Below are 16988 nucleotides of genomic sequence, written 5' to 3' on the forward strand. Positions count from 1 at the left end.
ATCCACGCACCACCTCCAGGCTGGAGAGCCGTCCCATGTTCGAAGCCCCTGACATCCTCTTTGCCGCCGCCGGCTTGGCTGTCTTCACCGCCGCGGTCCTGCCCAAGCTGCTGCGCGACATGCCCCTGTCCATGCCGATGGTCTTCGTGGGGGCAGGGATGGCCGCGTTCGCGCTGATTCCTTCACTGCCGGATCCCAACCCCGTGGAGCACGGCGACTTCGTCATGCACCTCGCGGAGGTCTGCGTGATCATCTCGCTGATGGGCGCGGGGCTGGCCCTGGACCGGCCGGTGGGGCGCAAACGGTGGTCCACCACATGGCGGCTCCTGGGCATCGCCATGCCTTTATGCATCCTGGGGCTGACCCTGCTGGGCATGTGGTTCCTGGGTCTGGGGCTCGGCGCGGCGCTTCTGGTCGCCTCCAGCCTTGCCCCAACGGACCCCGTCCTGGCCTCCGAAGTGCAGGTGGGCGAGCCCGCGGACCAGGACGACAATGCGGACAAGGAGGACGAGGTCCGGTTTGGCCTCACCTCGGAGGCAGGCCTCAATGACGGCCTGGCTTTCCCGTTCGTATACCTGGCCATCGCCATCAGCATCGCCGGAGCAAACCCGTCCGCCTGGTTCGGCGAATGGTTTGGCTTCGACGTGCTGTGGCGGCTGGCCATCGGGCTTTTGGTGGGCTTTCTGACTGGGAAGGTGCTCGCCCGGCTGTTCTTCTCCGCCCGTGCTGACAGCCTGCGGCTTTCCAACCATTCCGAAGGTTTCGTGGCCCTGGCGGCGACGTTCCTGGCCTACGGGCTGACGGAGATGGTGGAGGGCTACGGGTTCATCGCGGTGTTCGTTTGTGCTGTCACCATCCGGGCCGCGGAGCGCACCCACGGCTACCACCGGGTGCTGCACTCCTATGTGGAGCAGCTGGAACGGCTCCTGACAGTTGTGATCCTGGTCCTGCTGGGCGGTGCCATCGCCCGCGGGCTGCTCGCCGGCATCGGACCGGCGGAACTGCTGGTGGCCCTGGCCTTCCTGCTGGTGGTGCGGCCGCTCGCCGGCTGGCTGGGCCTGCTGGGCGGGAAGACCGGGCCGCGGGAACGTATAGCCCTGTCCTTCTTTGGCATCCGCGGCATCGGATCCCTGTACTATCTGGCCTTTGCCCTGGGCGAGGGCCGCTTTTCGGACCAGGCGCACTGGCTCTGGTCCTTCGTCGGGCTGGTGGTTGCGCTGTCCATCGTGATCCACGGCGCCACCACTTCACCGCTGATGAACCGGCTGGACCGGCTGCGCCAACGCAAAGCCCTGGCGGTCTCCGGCGACGAAGGACTCGCGCCGAACACTCCGGTGTAGGCGCCGGTGACAGAAACCTGGGCATAAACGAAAGGGCTGGTACGGCATACGCCGCACCAGCCCTTCCTGCATACAGGGGTTACTTCATGCCCAGTGCGGCCTCGATGGTACCGATGGAGAAGAACAACAGGAATGCGGCGGCCACGGCCCACATGAGGGGGTGGATGTCTTTGGTGCGGCCCTGGACGGTCCGGATAAGGACGAAGCTGATGAAGCCGGCGCCGAGGCCGTTGGCGATCGAGTACGTGAACGGCATCAGGGCGAAGGTGAGGAATGCCGGGATGGCGATGCCCCAGTCCTGCCAGTCGATCTTGCCCACCTGGGACACCATCATGAACCCCACCACCACCAGTGCGGGGGCCACGGCCTCGAACGGGACCAGGTTGATCAGCGGGGTAAAGAACATGGCCACCAGGAACAGCAGGCCGGTGACGATCGACGCTACGCCGGTTCGGGCGCCTTCGCCGATGCCGGCGCCGGCCTCGACGTAGATCTGGTTGGAGGAAACGGAGGCGCCGCCGCCGATGATGGCGCCGAGGGCATCCACCTGGAGGACGCGGTCGACGTCGGGGATGTTGCCGTGTTCGTCCACCGTTCCGGCCTCGTTGGCCAGGCCCACCATGGTGCCCATGGCGTCGAAGAAGATGCTGAGCAGGATCACGAAGGCCAGCAGCGTGGCTGCCACGAACCCGAGGTGTGCGAACGCGCCGAACGGGTTGGCCTTGCCGATCAGGGAGAGGTCCGGGGCGGCCCAGCCCGAGAACGCGGGGGCCACCAGGGACCAGCCCTGGGGGTTGAAGTTCTTGCCGTCGAAGCTGGGGCCGATGTGCAGGGTCATCTCCAGGATGACGGCCAGCACGGTTGAGGTGATGATGCCGATCAGGATGGCGCCCTTGACCTTGCGCACCACCAGGGCGATGGTCAGGACCAGGCCGAACACGAACACGGCGGTGGGCCAGCCCAGGAGCTTGCCTTCGAAGCCCAGGCCAACGGGCACGGTGGTTCCTGCGACGTCCGGGATGCGGCGCACGAACCCGGCGTTGACCAGGCCGATCAGGGCAATGAACAGGCCGATGCCCACCACGATGGCCGTCTTGAGTCCCTCCGGCACGGCCTTGAACACGGCCGTGCGGAAACCGGTGAGGACCAGGATCAGCATGGTGACGCCGGAGAGGACTACCAGGCCCATCATGTCCGGCCAGGTGAGCCCGGGATTGGTGGCCACGGTGACGGCCACGAAGGCGTTGACGCCCAGGCCGGTGGCCAGGGCGAAGGGGTGCCGGCCCCACGCCCCCATGAGGATGGTGAGGATACCTGCCACCAGCGCGGTCACGGCGGCCACGGCGGGGAAACCCAGCGTTGTGCCGTTGGAGTCGGGCCCGGACAGGATCAGCGGGTTCAGAACCACGATGTAGCTCATGGCGAAGAACGTGGCGAAGCCGCCGCGGATCTCGCGGGACAGGTTTGAACCGCGCTCGGTGACCCTGAAATACCGGTCCAGGGCAGAGCCTTGCTTAAGCATTAGTCCTCCGGGGAAGTGTGTGGGAATACCTGCATCCTAAGGGGAGAGCAGGTAAGGGGCGGGCAAATTCGCCTAGTCTGTAAGGAATCCAACACGAGGAGCAGCCCAGATATGCGCCAAGTCCGCCGCCAGCTGCCGGGCCTTGTGCTCGGTTTCTTCGTCCTCGCAGCCGTGGTCCTGGGCCTTGCCGGTCCGGCGTCAGCCCATGATGCTGCGGAGTCCACACGTCCCGCCCAGGGTGCCACAGTGCCGGCCCCGCCGGCCGAGGTCTCGGTGACGTTCAGCAACACGCCGTTGGGCATCGGCTCCTCGTTCTCCGTCAAGGATGCGGCCGGCACCGAGTGGGCCGATGGCGCCGTGCAGATCGTGGACACCGTTGCCACCCAGAAGCTGCGTCCGGGCGGACCTGCCGGGGGATACACGGTGGCCTGGCGGGTGGTCGGCTCCGACTCGCACCCCATTGAGGGGACGTTCACTTTCACCGTTGCCTCCGGCTCAGGAACCTCCAATCCTGGTACTTCGACGACGGGAAGTCCGACGGCGGCCGCCGCAGTCCCGGGCATCGGCACACCCAAGCCCGGGGTGACAGAGGAGCCGGGCGAGCCGGCCAACGCTGGCCAGCCCTTCCAATGGAGCATCGTGATTTTTGCCGCCGTCGCCGTCGGCCTCCTTGTAGCCCTTGGTGTGCTGGCACGCCGCCGGCTGACGGGCGACGAAGAGACGGCAGGCAACGGCGAGGAATAGAAGCCAAAGCCGGAACCGGGGTGGTCCACGCGGGCGACGGGCAGCGGGACGTCCGTCAGAAGCCCAGGGCCGCCAGGCTTCCCGTCGGCGGGAAGGCGCTGATGGACGGGTAAGGCCTGTCCGGGTTGACCTTGGCGGAAATCGCCTGGCCCACCGTCTTCGCCTGGCGCAGCACTTCCTTGGGCGAGGGCGTGATCAGCTCGCCCACTCCCACCAGGTAGATGCCGATGGCCCGCATGGCGGCGGCCACGTTCCGTCCCACGCCGATGCCGAAGTCGTTCAGCATCCGGCGCAGCTGGCTGTGGGCGCACCGTGTGAGGACGATGTGGTCGGCCACCAGGATGCCTGTGGGGGTGTGCACCTGCCACTGGGGTGCGGCGTCATGCCCGGGGCCTTCCAGCATGGTCAGCTGGACCGCCCGCGTGGTGTTGCGGACGTCGACGCTGTGGCTTGCCGCGTAATTGCGCAGGTGGCGCAGGATTTCGTTCCGTTCCCGGAGGCTGCCGCTGTCCGCCGCATCGCAGCGCTGCAAGGAAGAGGTATTCGCAGGCTGGCCGGCACCAAGAACATCCAGCCCGTCCACCACGATGGAATCCACCCCGTAGCGGCGAAGCTCCGCAGCCACGGCAAGCCCGGACAGACCGGTGCCAATGATGACAGTGGTGGTCTGTTCGGTTCCGGCATTCCCAGGCATGCGTGACACTACAGTTTCCCTCCTTCGAAGCTTTTGGCAGGTGCCGGCGTCCTCGCCGGGCCCGCGTTCCGTTACCCCAGGAACAGACGCAGAGCATGGCCCGGGGACGTCCTTGCATGAAGATGCAGTCGGCGTCCCGGACCAACAATGTCCTGAAGACTACAGAACAAATACGGCCGTGGATAGCCCAATGAAGAAAACTTTCCGGTGCGCCTGAATGCGGTTTCCGGGACCCCTTCAAGTGCCTGTGGATAACCGCGGCGGGAGGCCGCTGAGCAGGCTTGCTAAGCCCTGGTGGACGGAGAATAGTTGAAAACGAAAGACGGTGCATTCCTGTCCGTGACGCCGGTGGCCGGGGTGCACGGGGATGGGCCCGTTTTCTGGCAGAATAGCCGCAACATCAGGCGTATCGCGAGGAGGCGGCCCCAATGGGCTCACGAGAGTTGCACCCGGACCCGGCATGGGACGGTGGTGGTGCGCCTGCCGCTCCGCAGGGCATCGTGGTTGGCGTCGACGGCTCGGAGCACGGCCAGTGCGCCCTGGTGTGGGCCGCGCGGGAAGCCCAGCGCCGCCGTCGTCCGCTCCATATCGTCAGCGCCTACTCGGTGCCGATTTTTGCCGCGTCCGGCCTCGACGGAGGCTATGCAACCGTTGACGATTCCGTCATCCGTGAAGGGGCCGAAGCTATCGTCAGGCAGGCCCTGGAGAAGGTTTCCGCATACGACGTCGACGTCACCTCCTCTGTGGAGAACGGCGACGCGGCCGGAGTCCTGCTGGAGATCTCCGAAACCGCCGAACTCCTGGTCGTCGGCACCCGCGGCCGAGGCGGTTTCGTCGGCCGGCTACTAGGATCCGTGAGCAGCGCCCTGCCCGCCCACGCAAAATGCCCTACAGTGACCGTGCCCCTGTTCTGCTCGGACCGGCTGGGCGAGACCACCGAGGACCGGCGGATCAAGGCGGAGCAGGCCAAATCCGGTCACCGTTCGGTGGAGAACGTGGTGGTGGTAGGCGTGGACGGCTCTGAACAGGCGCGGGTGGCGGTCCTGGAAGCAGCCGACCAGGCCGAACGGCTTGGCGCCGCGCTCCGCGTGGTCTGCGCCGTGCCCCAGTACAGCGGTTCCCTGGCCTGGGTCCCGGCGCCCATGGACCGCAAAGCCCTGTTCGAGGACATCCGTGTCACGTTGGACGCCGGCATGGCCTGGCTCCGCAGCCACTATCCCCACCTCCGGGCCGACTACGAGCTCAAGGACGGATCCCCCGTGGACGTGCTCGTCGAGGAAAGCCGGCACGTGGAACTCGTAGTTTTGGGCACCCGGGGCCGGGGCGGTTTCACCGGTATGCTCCTGGGTTCAACCTCAGACGGCGTTCTCCACCACGCCAAGGGCCCAGTCATGGTGGTCCCCGACCGGGAGGATCCCCGCCTGGCCGACCGGGCGCGGTTCGGCCCGATCCTCGGCGACGCCGCCTGACCCGCCGGCCCGCAAAGGCATACAGGACATAGGGCGGCCGGCACATGGAGCGGCAAGGATCTGCATCAGAGGAAGCCGGCACGGAAACGGGCCTGGTACTGGATCTGCGCCGGCTCGACGCCGGGATGCTCCCCCTGGTGGGCGGCAAGGCAGCCAACCTCGGTGAACTGCTGTCCGCCGGGCTGCCAGTCCCCGACGGTTTCTGCCTCTCCACGGCCGCGTACCGGCAGGCCGTGGGTGTCCCGGATTCCCTCCTGCCCGGACTGGCCGGGACTTACGCTGCCCTTGCAGCCGGCGGTCCCGCTCTGGAACCCGGCCGGCTCAACGAACTTGCTGCAGCGGCGCGTGCCGCGATCCTGGCAGCCCCGATACCCGGGCCAGTGGCGAAAGCGGTGGAACAGGCGTACACGGCCCTGGGCCCTGGCGTCCCCGTGGCGGTCCGCTCGTCGGCCACCGCGGAGGACCTGCCATTCGCCAGCTTCGCCGGCCAGCAGGACACCTACCTGAACGTGGTCGGGGTCCCCGCGGTGCTTGACGCTGTCCGGCGCTGCTGGGCATCGCTCTGGACAGACCGGGCCACCGCCTACCGGGCAACCCTGGGCATCGAACCGGCAGGCGTGGCGCTTGCGGTGGTGGTCCAGCGGCTGGTTGAGGCGGAGGCCGCGGGCGTGATGTTCACGGCGAATCCCCTCACCGGCAGCCGACGGCAGGTGGTCATCGATGCCGCCAGGGGCCTCGGGGAATCAGTGGTCTCCGGGACGGTCAATCCGGACCACTTCGTGCTGGATGGGCCCACCGGCAGGATCTTGGAACGGAAAGCCGGCGGCAAGGGCATGGAGGTCCGGGCCCTGCCCGGCGGCGGAACGGAAAGCCGGGAGGCGCCGGCACCCCTTCACGGGGGCCAAGGGGGCGGGGCCGCGAGCATCACAGACGCACAGGTGGCGGGCCTGGCCCGGCTGGGCCTGCAGGCGGAAGGGCATTTCGGCGCTCCGCAGGACATCGAATGGGCCATCGACGGGGCGGGCACCCTGTGGCTCGCCCAATCCAGGCCGATCACCACGCTGTACCCCGTGCCGCAAAGCAACGGCGCCGCGGGCACGGTCCCGCCGGGCAGGCAGCCTGTGGCCGGAACGAGGGCCTACCTCTGTTTCAGCCTCGCCCAGGGACTCACGCGGCCGCTCACACCCATGGGCCTCGCGGCGGTTCGCCTCATCGCCTCATCGGTAGCCACCGCCGCCGGCTTCCCCGTCCCCGATCCACGGCACGGACCATCACCGTATGCAGAGGCGGGTCAACGGATCTACATCGACTTCACCACGCCCATCCGCAGTACCGTGGGCCGCCGGTTGGTTCCCAGGGTGTTTGACGTCATGGAAGCGCGGACGGCCGCCGTTATGCGCCAACTCTTCGAGGATCCCGCGTTTTCCGTCACCACGAAGACGCCCTTCGGGCTGCTGCGCCACGTCGTTCCGGTGGCAGTCCGGGCCAAGGTCCCTGCTGCCCTGTTGCTGGGACTGGTCCGACCCGCCGCAGCCCTCCGCCGGCTGGACCGTTTCACCCGGAGGTTCGAGGCGTCACTGGCACCCGCTGCCACAGCCGCCCCCCTGGCCCGTCTTGACCACGCCGAGTCCCTGCTGGGGTCGCGGCTGTTCCAGATTGTCCCGGCCATCCTGCCCCTTCCGGCGCTGGGTTTCGCCATGCTGGGAGCAGCCGGCAAACTGCTGGGCGGTGACCCGTGGAACGATCTGCAGCCGGTGATCCGCGGACTGCCCAACAACATCACCACCGAAATGGACCTGGAGCTGTGGCAGCTGGCAACATCGATCCGCGACGACGTCCAGTCACGGACCACGCTGCTGGCCGGCGACCCTTCCGGCCTGGCAGAAGCCTTCCAGGCCGGGCAGTTGCCGGCACGGCTGGATGCCGGGTTGACCCGGTTCCTGGACCGGTACGGCCACCGGGCTGTGGCGGAGATCGATGTTGGCCAGCCCCGCTGGTCCGAGGAGCCGGCGCATATCCTGGGCATCCTTGCCAACTACCTGCTGCTGGACAACCCTGCCCTCGCCCCGGACATCCAGTTCAGCAGGGCCGCCCAGGACGCGGAAGCGCAGGTTGACCGTCTGGTGGCCCGTGCTTCCGCACGGGGCAGGCTCCGCGGACCCCTGGTGCGGGCTGCCCTCCGCCGTGCCCGGCTGTACGCGGGCCTGCGGGAGCTGCCTAAATACCAACTGGTTAACGGGCTCGCGGAAGTCCGCCGGCAGCTGCTGATGGTGGGCGGGGAACTTGCCCGCGCGGGCACCATTGAACGGCGGGATGACGTGTTCTTCCTCGACTTCGCCGAGACCCGCCAGGCCTTGACCGCGAACGGCGCCGGTGAAGGCTTTCCTGGCCCGGACCTGCGGGCGTGCGTGGCGGACCGCCGGCAGGAATATGAGCGTGAGCTCGGACGCCGCCACATCCCCCGGGTGCTGCTCTCGGACGGCACGGAACCCGAGGCGGTGCGCACCGCCGTCGGGAATGTCCCGGAAGGAACCCTTGCCGGGAGCCCTGCGTCGGCGGGAACGGTCACGGCGGCAGCGCGGGTCATCCGGGATCCTGTCGGCGCCCGCCTTGAGCCGGGGGAGATCCTGGTAGCCCCGTCAACGGACCCCGGCTGGACACCGTTGTTCCTGACTGCCGGCGGCCTGGTCATGGAAATGGGCGGGGCCAACTCGCACGGCGCCGTCGTGGCCAGGGAATATGGCATTCCGGCCGTTGTCGGAGTCCCGGACGCCACCGCCGCGATAGAGACCGGGCAAACAATAACGGTCGACGGCGGTGCGGGAACCGTGGTGCCCCACCGTCCGGGCAGCTCCGGGGATGGAAAGGTTCCCGCGGACGCAGACCCGGCTGCGCGGGCGTAGTCTGTACCTATGGGCTCCAACACGCTGGATTCCAGCGGACGCTTCCACCAAATAAGGGTGCAACGAACCAGCACACCAGGCCGCCGGCCGTGGCTGAGATGGCTGCCCGCCGTCGCCGCTCCAGTGGTCATCGCCGCCGGCGCGCTGGTTGGGTCCCTGCCGGCAGGGGCCAGCAACCCACTGCCCGCCAAGACCCCGGCCCAGGTCCTGGAACTCGTGGCCAGCCACCAGGTGAGCAGGCTGTCCGGGACCATTGAACAGTCCGCAGACCTTGGGCTGCCGGAGCTGCCGGCCACCGGGAAGCCCTCCGCGCCTGCCTCCGCGGGCAGCGTGGCGTCCGCCATTGAACTGCTGACAGGCAAGCACACAGCGCGGATCTACCTCGACGGCAAGGACAACGCCCGGGTGCAGTTGATGGACCAGCTGGCCGAACGGGACGTAATCCGCCACGGCAGCGACGTCTGGTTCTATTCATCAAAGGACAACACCGCCGCGCACCTGACGCTGCCGGAACACGCCCAGGACACCTCCCATCCCGGGGACCGGCAGGGTGAACCCGCCATGCACACCCCGGACGAACTGGCCCGGCAACTGCTGTCCAAGGTGGACCCCACCACGGCCGTTTCCGTTGGCGCAGACGTTTCCGTGGCCGGACGGGCCGCCTACAACCTGCTGATTGAGCCGCGTACTGACGCAACCCTGCTGGGCAAGGTGGCCATCGCCGTCGACGGTGAAAACGGCCTGCCCCTGTCCGTCCAGGTCACGGCACGCGGTGCGGGCAGCCCTGCTTTCGTCTCCAGGTTCACCAGCCTCTCGCTGGACGCCCCGGACGCGTCGGTCTTCACTTTCACCCCACCGCCCGGCAGCACCGTCAAGGAACTCGCGGCCCCTGACAAACCGCACCACGCCGCCCCAGGCAACGCCCCGGCGGCCATGGACCACCCGGATGTTTCCGTGACCGGCACCGGCTGGGAGACCGTGGTGGGGACGCCGCGTGGATCTGCATCGGCGGCCGGGCAGCTGCTGCAGGACCCGCTGCTGGCCCAGGCTGCCGTCGCCGTGCCAGGCGGACGGCTGCTTTCGACCACCCTGCTCAATGTCCTGATCACCGACGACGGCCGGGTCTTCGCGGGGATGGTGCCGCCGGAGAGGCTGCAGTCCGCAGCAGCAGCGGCCCAGTAGCGGCTGAAGTCAGTGGCTGAACGGGGGATTGCGGGGGAAACGGGGGCCGGCCCGGGCACCGCGGCCCTGGCGATCGAAACCCGGGGGCTCAGCAAGCACTTTGGCCATCAGGCCGCCGTCGACGGCGTGGACCTGGCCGTGCCCCACGGATCCGTCTTCGGCTTCCTGGGGCCCAATGGCTCCGGCAAGACCACCACCATCCGCATGCTGCTGGGCCTGGCGGCCGCGTCCGCCGGAACGGTCCGGCTGCTGGGACAGGAGATGCCGGAGAAGCTCCATGACGTGCTGCCCCGCGTGGGCGCCCTGGTGGAGGGGCCGGCCTTCTACCCTTTCCTTTCGGGCACGGCGAATCTTCACCGGCTTGACGCCGCCGGCCCGCACACAATCCCTTCCACCCGCAAGGCCAGGGTGAACCGGGCGCTGGAACGCGTTGGACTTGAGCATGCCGCCGGCAAGCGGGTGCATGCGTATTCCCTGGGCATGAAGCAGAGGTTGGGCATTGCCAACGCCCTGCTGTCGCCACGGGACCTGCTGGTGCTGGATGAACCGACCAACGGGCTGGACCCGCAGGGCACACGGGAGGTCCGGAACCTGGTCCGGTCCCTCGCCCGCGAGGGCACCACCATCTTTGTCTCGAGCCACTTGCTGGCCGAGGTGGACCAGATGTGCAGCCACGCGGCAGTCATGAGCGCGGGGAGACTCGTGGCGCAGGGGCCGTTGGCTGAGCTGCGGCAGGCCGGCAGCGCCCGGCTTCGGCTGCTCACGCCCGACGGCGGCCTGGCCCGGCAGGTGCTGGCCGGGCTCGGGCTGGCACTGGAACCGGGCCAAACCGGGGTTGCGCGACCACAGCAGGATGGCGAAACGCTGGTGGCCGCGCTGGCGGCCGATGCCCGGCAAACAGGCGTGCTTCCCGAGGATGTTGTGGCGCACCTGGTCCAGGCCGGTGTCCGGGTCCGGGGCTTCGCTGTCGAGCGTGAAAGCCTTGAAGACCGCTTTGTTGCCCTTACCGGGGAAGGATTCGACGTTGCCCAGTAGTGTCCCTGCCGAGCTGCCCGAAGCGGCCGGAACCGCCCAGCGGGCCGCCGCGCCGCGAACGTCCGGGCTGTCCCTGCTGGGTTCGGAGCTCAAGGTCCTCTTTGGGCGCCGCCGGACGTGGGCGCTGCTGCTGGCGCTGGCCGCCATCCCGGTACTTATCGCTATCGCCGTGAGGGTTTCCTCCGCCGTGCCGCCGGGCCGGGGGCCGGCGTTCCTGGACCGGATCACCCAGAACGGCCTGTTCGTGGCCTTTACCGCCATGCTGGTCTCCGTTCCGCTGTTCATGCCGCTCGCGGTGGGCGTGGTCGCGGGGGACACCATTGCCGGGGAGGCGGGCCTGGGCACCCTCCGCTACCTCCTGGTGGCCCCGGCCGGCCGGGTTCGCCTGCTCCTGGTCAAGTATGCCGGTGCCCTGGCGTTCTGCATTGTGGCCCCGTTGACCGTGGGTGCCGCCGGGGCAGCCATCGGCGCCGCGCTGTTCCCGGTTGGTCCGGTCACACTGCTTTCGGGCGGGGTGGTCCAGCCGTGGGAGGCGGCCCTGCGCATTGTGCTGATCGCCGCCTACCTGGCCGTGTCCTTGGCGGGCCTGTCGGCAATCGGGCTGTTCCTGTCGACGCTGACCGTGGTTCCGGTGGGGGCAATGGCTGCCACCGTGGTGGTTTCCGTGGTTTCGCAGGTCCTGGACCAGCTGCCGCAGCTGGCGTGGCTGCATCCCTGGCTCTTCAGCCACTACTGGCTTGGTTTCGGGGACATGCTGCGCCAGCCCCTGGTATGGGATTCCTTCGCCAGCAACACCCTGCTCCAGGCAGGCTACGTGGCAGTATTCGGGGCGCTCGCCTACGGCAGGTTCGTCACCAAGGACATCCTGAGTTGACGACGGCGGTCCCTGGCCGTGCGCCGGAAACGGGCCGTGTTGTCAGCACGGGGCTGGTTGGTCGCCCTGCTCAGTACCGGGCCGCGTAGGGCCACAGGTCCATGCCCACCATGGAGCTGATGGTGGAGACCGTGATCCCTTCCTGCGGATTCAGTGCCTGGACCACCTGGCCGTTCCCGAGGTAGATGGCCACGTGGTAGAAGTTCGGCGCCGAGCCCCAGACCAGCAGGTCGCCGCGGCGGGCCTGCGAAATGGGGACGTGGACCGGTGCGGCTGCATACTGCTGCGATGCGGTGCGTGGCAGGTACTTTCCGGCGGCGGCGAACGCGTTCTGGACCAATCCGGAGCAGTCAAAACCGTAAGGCCCCGTGCCGCCCCACTGGTAGAAGTAGGGCGCTCCTACCTTGCCCATGGCGACGGAGATGGCGGCTTCATATGTGCCTGACCCGGTGGCGGGTGGAGGTGTGGGTGCCGGGGCGGGCGCAACCGGAGCGGGCGCAGGGGCAGGAACAACAGGGGCCGGGGCCGGAACAACAGGGGCCGGGGCGGCCGGGGCGGGTGCAGCAGGTGCGGGTGCAGGTGCCGCCGGGGCGACGGGGGCGGGGGCGGGAGCGGGAGCCGGGGGAGCGGCGGGCTGCTGGTTTTGGGGTGCCTGCTCCTGGCTGGCATTGCCACGGACAGCGCTGTCCTGTGCCGCTTTGTCCTGGGCTGCTTTGTCCTGTGCCGCCTTGTCCTGGGCTGCTTTGTCGGCGGCGGCGGACAGTGCCGCCAGGCGGGCCTCTTCGCGCTGCCGGTCCAACGCATCCACGCGGGCCGACTCGAGCGCCACGGTGGTGTTGCGCAGCTGTGCCAGCTGGTCCACCAGCACGGTTCGCTGCACCTTGGCATCGGCCACGGCCTTCACCTGGGCGGCGTTCGCTTGTTCTGCCTCGGACTTCCGTTGTTCCGCCGTCTTTGCTGCGTCGTCCGCGGCCTTCGTGGCGTCGTCGGCAGCTGCGGTCAGGGAACGGTAGGCGGTGGCCGCGGCGTCCGCAGCTTCAAACGCCCGGCTTCGGCTCGCGGAGAGGGCCTCGAGGGTGGCTGCCTGCTGCAGGCTGTCGCCCCCGCTGGCCAGGGTTCCAAGGGTGGGGTTCAGGCCGCCGTTGCGGTAGAGATCCCCGGCAAGCTGTCCCACCTGCTTCCGGGTCTTGTCCTGCTGCCCGCGGGCCGCCGAAGCCCTCGCGGCGGCGACCGAAGCCGCTTCGGTGCGCTGCTGAAGCTCCACCAGGGCCTCACTGTAGGAGTTGTTGGCCTGCATGGCCACCGCGAATGCCGCCTGCTGGGCTGCGGAGGCATCCGCAAGGATGCGCTCGATGGCAGTCACTTGGTCCGCCGTTGCGGACTCGCTGGCCTTCGCCGCCGCGATGTCCTCAGGCGAAGGGATTTCAGGTGACGCCGGAACGGCCAGCGGCGACGATGGCATGGGGACAGCGGCGGCAGGAGTTGCAACGGAAGCAAAAAGGACGACGGCGGCGCACAGCACGGCCGTCCTGCGGCCGGATCCGGATAAAGCCATCTGCAGAGACCTCGCAACATTGAGGCTGGGAGTGAGGTTCTGGATGCGGCACGACGGTGCCCCTCAGCTGCTCGCCAGCAGTCCGAGGTTACGTGACCCTTTGCACATAAGCAACAGCAGTCACAGCAATAACATAAACCACAATGGTGTCATTTTCGTTGGAACCGGCGGCCGCGTGTCGGGTCAGGCATGCTGGTGGGCTTCATGCTCAGAGTGGCTTGCCGGTTCCAGCTGGAAGGTGCAGTGGTCGGTGTCAAAGTGGGAGCCCAGGCAGGTGATGAGCTTGTCCAGCAGCTGGTCCGCGCCCCGGGCGTTGAGGACGCCGTCCTCCACTACAACGTGGGCGGAGAAGACCGGAACGCCGGAGGTGATGGTCCAGAAATGGATGTCGTGTACGTCCGTCACGCCGGCCACTGAGAGGATGTGTTCGCGGATCATCTGCACCTCCACGCCCTTGGGCGTGGCTTCCAGGAGGACGTCGACCACGTCACGCAGCAGGCTCCAGGCCCGGGGCAGGATCATCAGGGCGATCAGGACTGAAGCAATGGTGTCCGCCGCCTCGAAACCGGTGAGCTTGATGACTGCCGCTGCCGCGATCACGGCAAGGGAGCCCAGGAGGTCGCCAAGGACTTCCAGGTAGGCGCCCCGGATGTTCAAGCTTTCCTCCCGTGCCGTGCGCAGGACCAGGAGCGAGGCAAGATTCGCCGCCGCACCAAGGACGGCGGCAAACAGCATGATGTCTGTTTGCACCTGTGGCGGTGCGCTGAAGCGGCGGACGGCCTCGGTAAAGATCACCACTGAGATCACAATCAGGATCAGGGCATTGGCAAGCGCCGCCAGCACCTCGGCGCGCTGGAAGCCGTACGTCCGCTGCTCGCTCGCCGGGCGGCCCGCGATCCAGGCCGCCATCAGGGCGATGGTGACGCCGGCGGCATCGGACAGCATATGGCCGGCATCTGCGAAAAGCGACAGCGATCCGGAAAGTACCGCTCCCACGATCTGGATGACCACCACCCCAAGCGTGATGCCCAGGACGACCAGGAGGCGTTTCCGGTGCCGTCTGGTACCGGTCATTCCGTGGCTGTGGTCGTGTCCCATGGCTACAAGGCTAGTCCCAGCCCAGCTCGTGCAGCCGGTCATCCGAGATGCCAAAGTGATGCGCGATTTCGTGCACCACGGTGACGGCAACCTCATGGATGACGTCGTCCCGCGAGGCGCAGATTTCCAGGATGGGTTCGCGGAATATCGTGATCCGGTCCGGAAGGGAGCCGGCGTCCCACCATGAATCGCGTTCGGTCAGGGGAACCCCCTCATACAACCCCAAAAGCACGGTGTCCGGGTCTTCCTCCGGTCCCGGTGTGTAGTCGTCGTCGATGAAGACCGCCACGTTGTCCATGGCCTGGGCCAGCCTGTCCGGAATGCTGTCCAGCGCATCCTGAACGGCTGCCTCGAAGTCGTCCGGGGACATGGTGAAGCGCGATGTTCCTTTGGAAGGCGCAGGATTCTCCGCGGCAGGCCCTTCCGGTCCGGAGGGGATAATCGGCAGGCCCGGCGGCAGGCTGGCTGGCATACTCCGACTCTAGTGCCCACACGGCGGTCTCAGCCCCGGATCCTCCGCCGGGTCAGTCCGACTCCCACCAGGCACACCAAACCACCCACGAGTCCCCAGGCTGTGGGGATTTCACCGAGCAGCAACCAGGAGATCAGGACGGTGGTTCCGGGCACCAGGTAGGTGGTGGCGGCCAGCTTGCCTGCGTCCACCAGGGAAAGCGCATAGGCCCAGGTGGTAAAGGCGATGGCCGTGGGGAAGATACCCAGGTACACCAGCCCCCAGGTCGCCCCGGGAGGCGCTGACTGCACCTCTGACGCCAACTGCCCGGCGAAGGGCAGGCAGCACAACGCCCCCACCACGATGCCAAACCAGGTTGCCTGCGCAGCCGGAAACTTCCGCACCACGGGCTTCTGGATGATGACGCTGACGGCGGCGAGCACCGCCGCCAGGAGGCACAGCGCCACGCCGGCAAGGTCCGCCGTCGGACTTTCCCCCGGAACCCGCGGCTGTCCGGACCCGAGCGCGATCAACGCCACGCCGGCGAACGCCACCGTGCTGCCGATGAGCAGCCAACGCGGGAAGCCCTCCTTGAGGAAGAGGCCCGCCATGATGGCCACCAGGATGGGGTTGACGTTGATCAGGAGGGCGCTGGTTCCGGCATCGAGGATGTGTTCGGCGGCGTTCAGGGCTACGTTGTAGCCGCCGAACCACATCACCCCGTACGCGATGATGGGCAGCCATTCCCGTCCCTTGGGCAGGAGCCGGCTCCGGAGCATTTGCGGCACCACCAGGAACGCCAGCACGACGGCGGCCACCGCCAGCCTGCCCAGGGTCAGCGGTCCGGGGGAGAAGTGCGGGCCAATGGCCCTGATGCCGACGAAGGCAGAAGCCCACAACACCACAGTCACCGCCATCGCTGCCACGCCGAGGGCTTTGACGGGGGCGGCGGTTGTGGCCGGCGGTCTCAGTGGGTTCTGGGCAGGTCGGGCTGAAGGCATAGGACCAATCTACGGCCGGCCACGGCGTGGGACTGGCGGGAATCGGCCACGGCGGTCCCGCGCCTAGGTTTGGCTGGCCCAGGCCAGCAGCTTGTCCACCGGCCAGGTGGTGATGATCCGCTCGGCGGGTACGTGGTTGCGGGCTGCCCGCTCGGCGCCGTACTGCAGGAAATCCAGTTGCCCGGGCGCGTGCGCGTCGCTGTCGATCGAAAACAGGCACCCGGCCTCCAGCGCAAGCTGGATCAAGGCATCGGGTGGATCCTGCCGCTCGGGACGGGAATTGATCTCCACTGCCACGTTGTTCTCGGCGCAGGCTGCAAAGACTTCCTTGGCATCAAACTCCGAAGCCGGGCGGGTTCCGCGGGAGCCCTCCACCAGCCGTCCCGTGCAGTGGCCCAGCACATTGGTCTGCGGGTCCTGGATGCCACCGAGCATGCGTTTGGTCATGGTCGCCCGGTCAGCACGGAGCTTTGAGTGGACGCTGGCCACGACGATGTCCAGGCGCTCCAGCAGTTCCGGCTCCTGGTCCAGGGCGCCGGACTCCAGGATGTCCACTTCGATCCCGGTCAGGAGCCGGGTTGTCCCGCCGTTGCTGTTGATGCCTGCCACCACATCCAGTTGGTCCCGCAGCCGCTCCGGCGAGAGCCCGTTCGCAATGGTGAGGTTGGGGGAATGGTCGGTCAGGGCCAGGTACTCCCTCCCCAGCACCTCCGCGGCGGCAACCATCAGCTCAATGGGGGATCCGCCGTCGGACCATTCGCTGTGGCTGTGCAGATCGCCACGGAGCGCGTCCTGGATGCCCTCCCCGCCGGACGCAAGAGGCTGCGCGCCCTTCTCGCGAAGGTCGGCAAGGTAGTCCGGCACCTCGCCGTCCACTGCCTGCCGGATCACTGCGAAGGTCCGGTCGCCGATGCCCTTCATGGACTTAAGCCGTCCGGTCCGGGCGCGGGCGGCCACCTCCCCGGGTGGCAGCGCGCTGATGGCTGCCGCCGCCTTGCGGAAGGCCTGGACCTTGAAGGTGGCAGCGCGTCCGCGCTCCAGCCAGAAAGCAATCTCGTTGAGTGCTGCGACGGCATCCATCCGTCCATCTTTACGCGTCGGTGTGGGAAATGGCGCGGAT

At 68.0% G+C, this 16988-nt stretch carries 14 protein-coding genes; 7 read left to right on the forward strand and 7 right to left on the reverse strand.

What is annotated here, in order from left to right; all coding sequences use genetic code 11:
- Positions 1-35 precede the first annotated feature (35 nt).
- Positions 36-1340, forward strand: a complete 1305-nt coding sequence (locus ACTJK0_RS17085) for a cation:proton antiporter (RefSeq protein ID WP_440746006.1) — start codon at positions 36-38, stop codon at positions 1338-1340.
- Positions 1341-1419: 79 nt separating this feature from the next.
- Here the strand turns inward: ACTJK0_RS17085 and ACTJK0_RS17090 are convergent, their stop codons facing one another.
- Positions 1420-2862, reverse strand: a complete 1443-nt coding sequence (locus ACTJK0_RS17090) for an NCS2 family permease (protein ID WP_440746007.1) — start codon at positions 2860-2862, stop codon at positions 1420-1422.
- A gap of 111 nt (positions 2863-2973) precedes the next feature.
- Here ACTJK0_RS17090 and ACTJK0_RS17095 point away from each other — a divergent pair, with 111 nt between their 5' ends.
- Positions 2974-3606: a copper resistance CopC family protein gene (locus tag ACTJK0_RS17095; RefSeq protein WP_110544125.1), complete on the forward strand. Its 633-nt coding sequence runs from the start codon at positions 2974-2976 to the stop codon at positions 3604-3606.
- Positions 3607-3661: 55 nt separating this feature from the next.
- Here the strand turns inward: ACTJK0_RS17095 and ACTJK0_RS17100 are convergent, their stop codons facing one another.
- The gene (locus ACTJK0_RS17100; RefSeq protein WP_110544126.1) at positions 3662-4300 is read right to left on the reverse strand and encodes an FAD-dependent monooxygenase; all 639 of its coding nucleotides are present in this window, start codon (positions 4298-4300) and stop codon (positions 3662-3664) included.
- A 428-nt stretch (positions 4301-4728) separates the two neighbouring features.
- Here ACTJK0_RS17100 and ACTJK0_RS17105 point away from each other — a divergent pair, with 428 nt between their 5' ends.
- Genes ACTJK0_RS17105 through ACTJK0_RS17125 form a run of 5 tightly spaced genes read left to right on the forward strand, consistent with a single transcriptional unit; the run spans position 4729 to position 11763 of the window.
- The gene (locus tag ACTJK0_RS17105) at positions 4729-5769 is read left to right on the forward strand and encodes a universal stress protein (protein WP_110544128.1); all 1041 of its coding nucleotides are present in this window, start codon (positions 4729-4731) and stop codon (positions 5767-5769) included.
- Between the two features lie 44 nt (positions 5770-5813).
- Positions 5814-8672, forward strand: a complete 2859-nt coding sequence (locus tag ACTJK0_RS17110) for a PEP/pyruvate-binding domain-containing protein (protein WP_440746008.1) — start codon at positions 5814-5816, stop codon at positions 8670-8672.
- 57 nt (positions 8673-8729) lie between these two features.
- Positions 8730-9854, forward strand: coding sequence for a LolA family protein (locus ACTJK0_RS17115; RefSeq protein ID WP_440746009.1), 1125 nt, complete (start codon positions 8730-8732; stop codon positions 9852-9854).
- Positions 9855-9866: 12 nt separating this feature from the next.
- Positions 9867-10889: an ABC transporter ATP-binding protein gene (locus tag ACTJK0_RS17120; RefSeq protein WP_440746010.1), complete on the forward strand. Its 1023-nt coding sequence runs from the start codon at positions 9867-9869 to the stop codon at positions 10887-10889.
- A complete protein-coding gene (locus tag ACTJK0_RS17125) occupies positions 10879-11763 on the forward strand; it encodes an ABC transporter permease (protein WP_110544132.1) in 885 nt (294 codons plus the stop codon). Before ACTJK0_RS17120 ends, ACTJK0_RS17125 begins: the two co-directional genes overlap by 11 nt.
- A gap of 70 nt (positions 11764-11833) precedes the next feature.
- On the opposite strand, the gene ACTJK0_RS17130 is transcribed toward ACTJK0_RS17125, so the two are convergent.
- The 5 genes from ACTJK0_RS17130 to ACTJK0_RS17150 form a co-directional block, all read right to left on the reverse strand.
- Positions 11834-13318: a C40 family peptidase gene (locus ACTJK0_RS17130; RefSeq protein ID WP_440746011.1), complete on the reverse strand. Its 1485-nt coding sequence runs from the start codon at positions 13316-13318 to the stop codon at positions 11834-11836.
- Positions 13319-13501: 183 nt separating this feature from the next.
- Positions 13502-14416 (reverse strand): cation diffusion facilitator family transporter, encoded by a 915-nt coding sequence (locus ACTJK0_RS17135; protein ID WP_440746012.1) that lies wholly within the window; start codon positions 14414-14416, stop codon positions 13502-13504.
- Between the two features lie 10 nt (positions 14417-14426).
- Positions 14427-14888 carry a metallopeptidase family protein gene (locus ACTJK0_RS17140; RefSeq protein WP_110544137.1) on the reverse strand — a complete coding sequence of 154 codons (462 nt, stop codon included), beginning with the start codon at positions 14886-14888 and terminating at the stop codon, positions 14427-14429.
- Between the two features lie 29 nt (positions 14889-14917).
- Entirely contained in the window at positions 14918-15868 is a 951-nt protein-coding gene (locus tag ACTJK0_RS17145; RefSeq protein WP_440746013.1) for a DMT family transporter, read from the reverse strand.
- A 63-nt stretch (positions 15869-15931) separates the two neighbouring features.
- Entirely contained in the window at positions 15932-16948 is a 1017-nt protein-coding gene (locus ACTJK0_RS17150) for a PHP domain-containing protein (protein ID WP_110544140.1), read from the reverse strand.
- Between the last annotated feature and the right edge of the window lie 40 nt (positions 16949-16988).

This window comes from Paenarthrobacter sp. 22069 (assembly GCF_052046035.1).
Classification (GTDB): Bacteria; Actinomycetota; Actinomycetes; order Actinomycetales; family Micrococcaceae; genus Arthrobacter.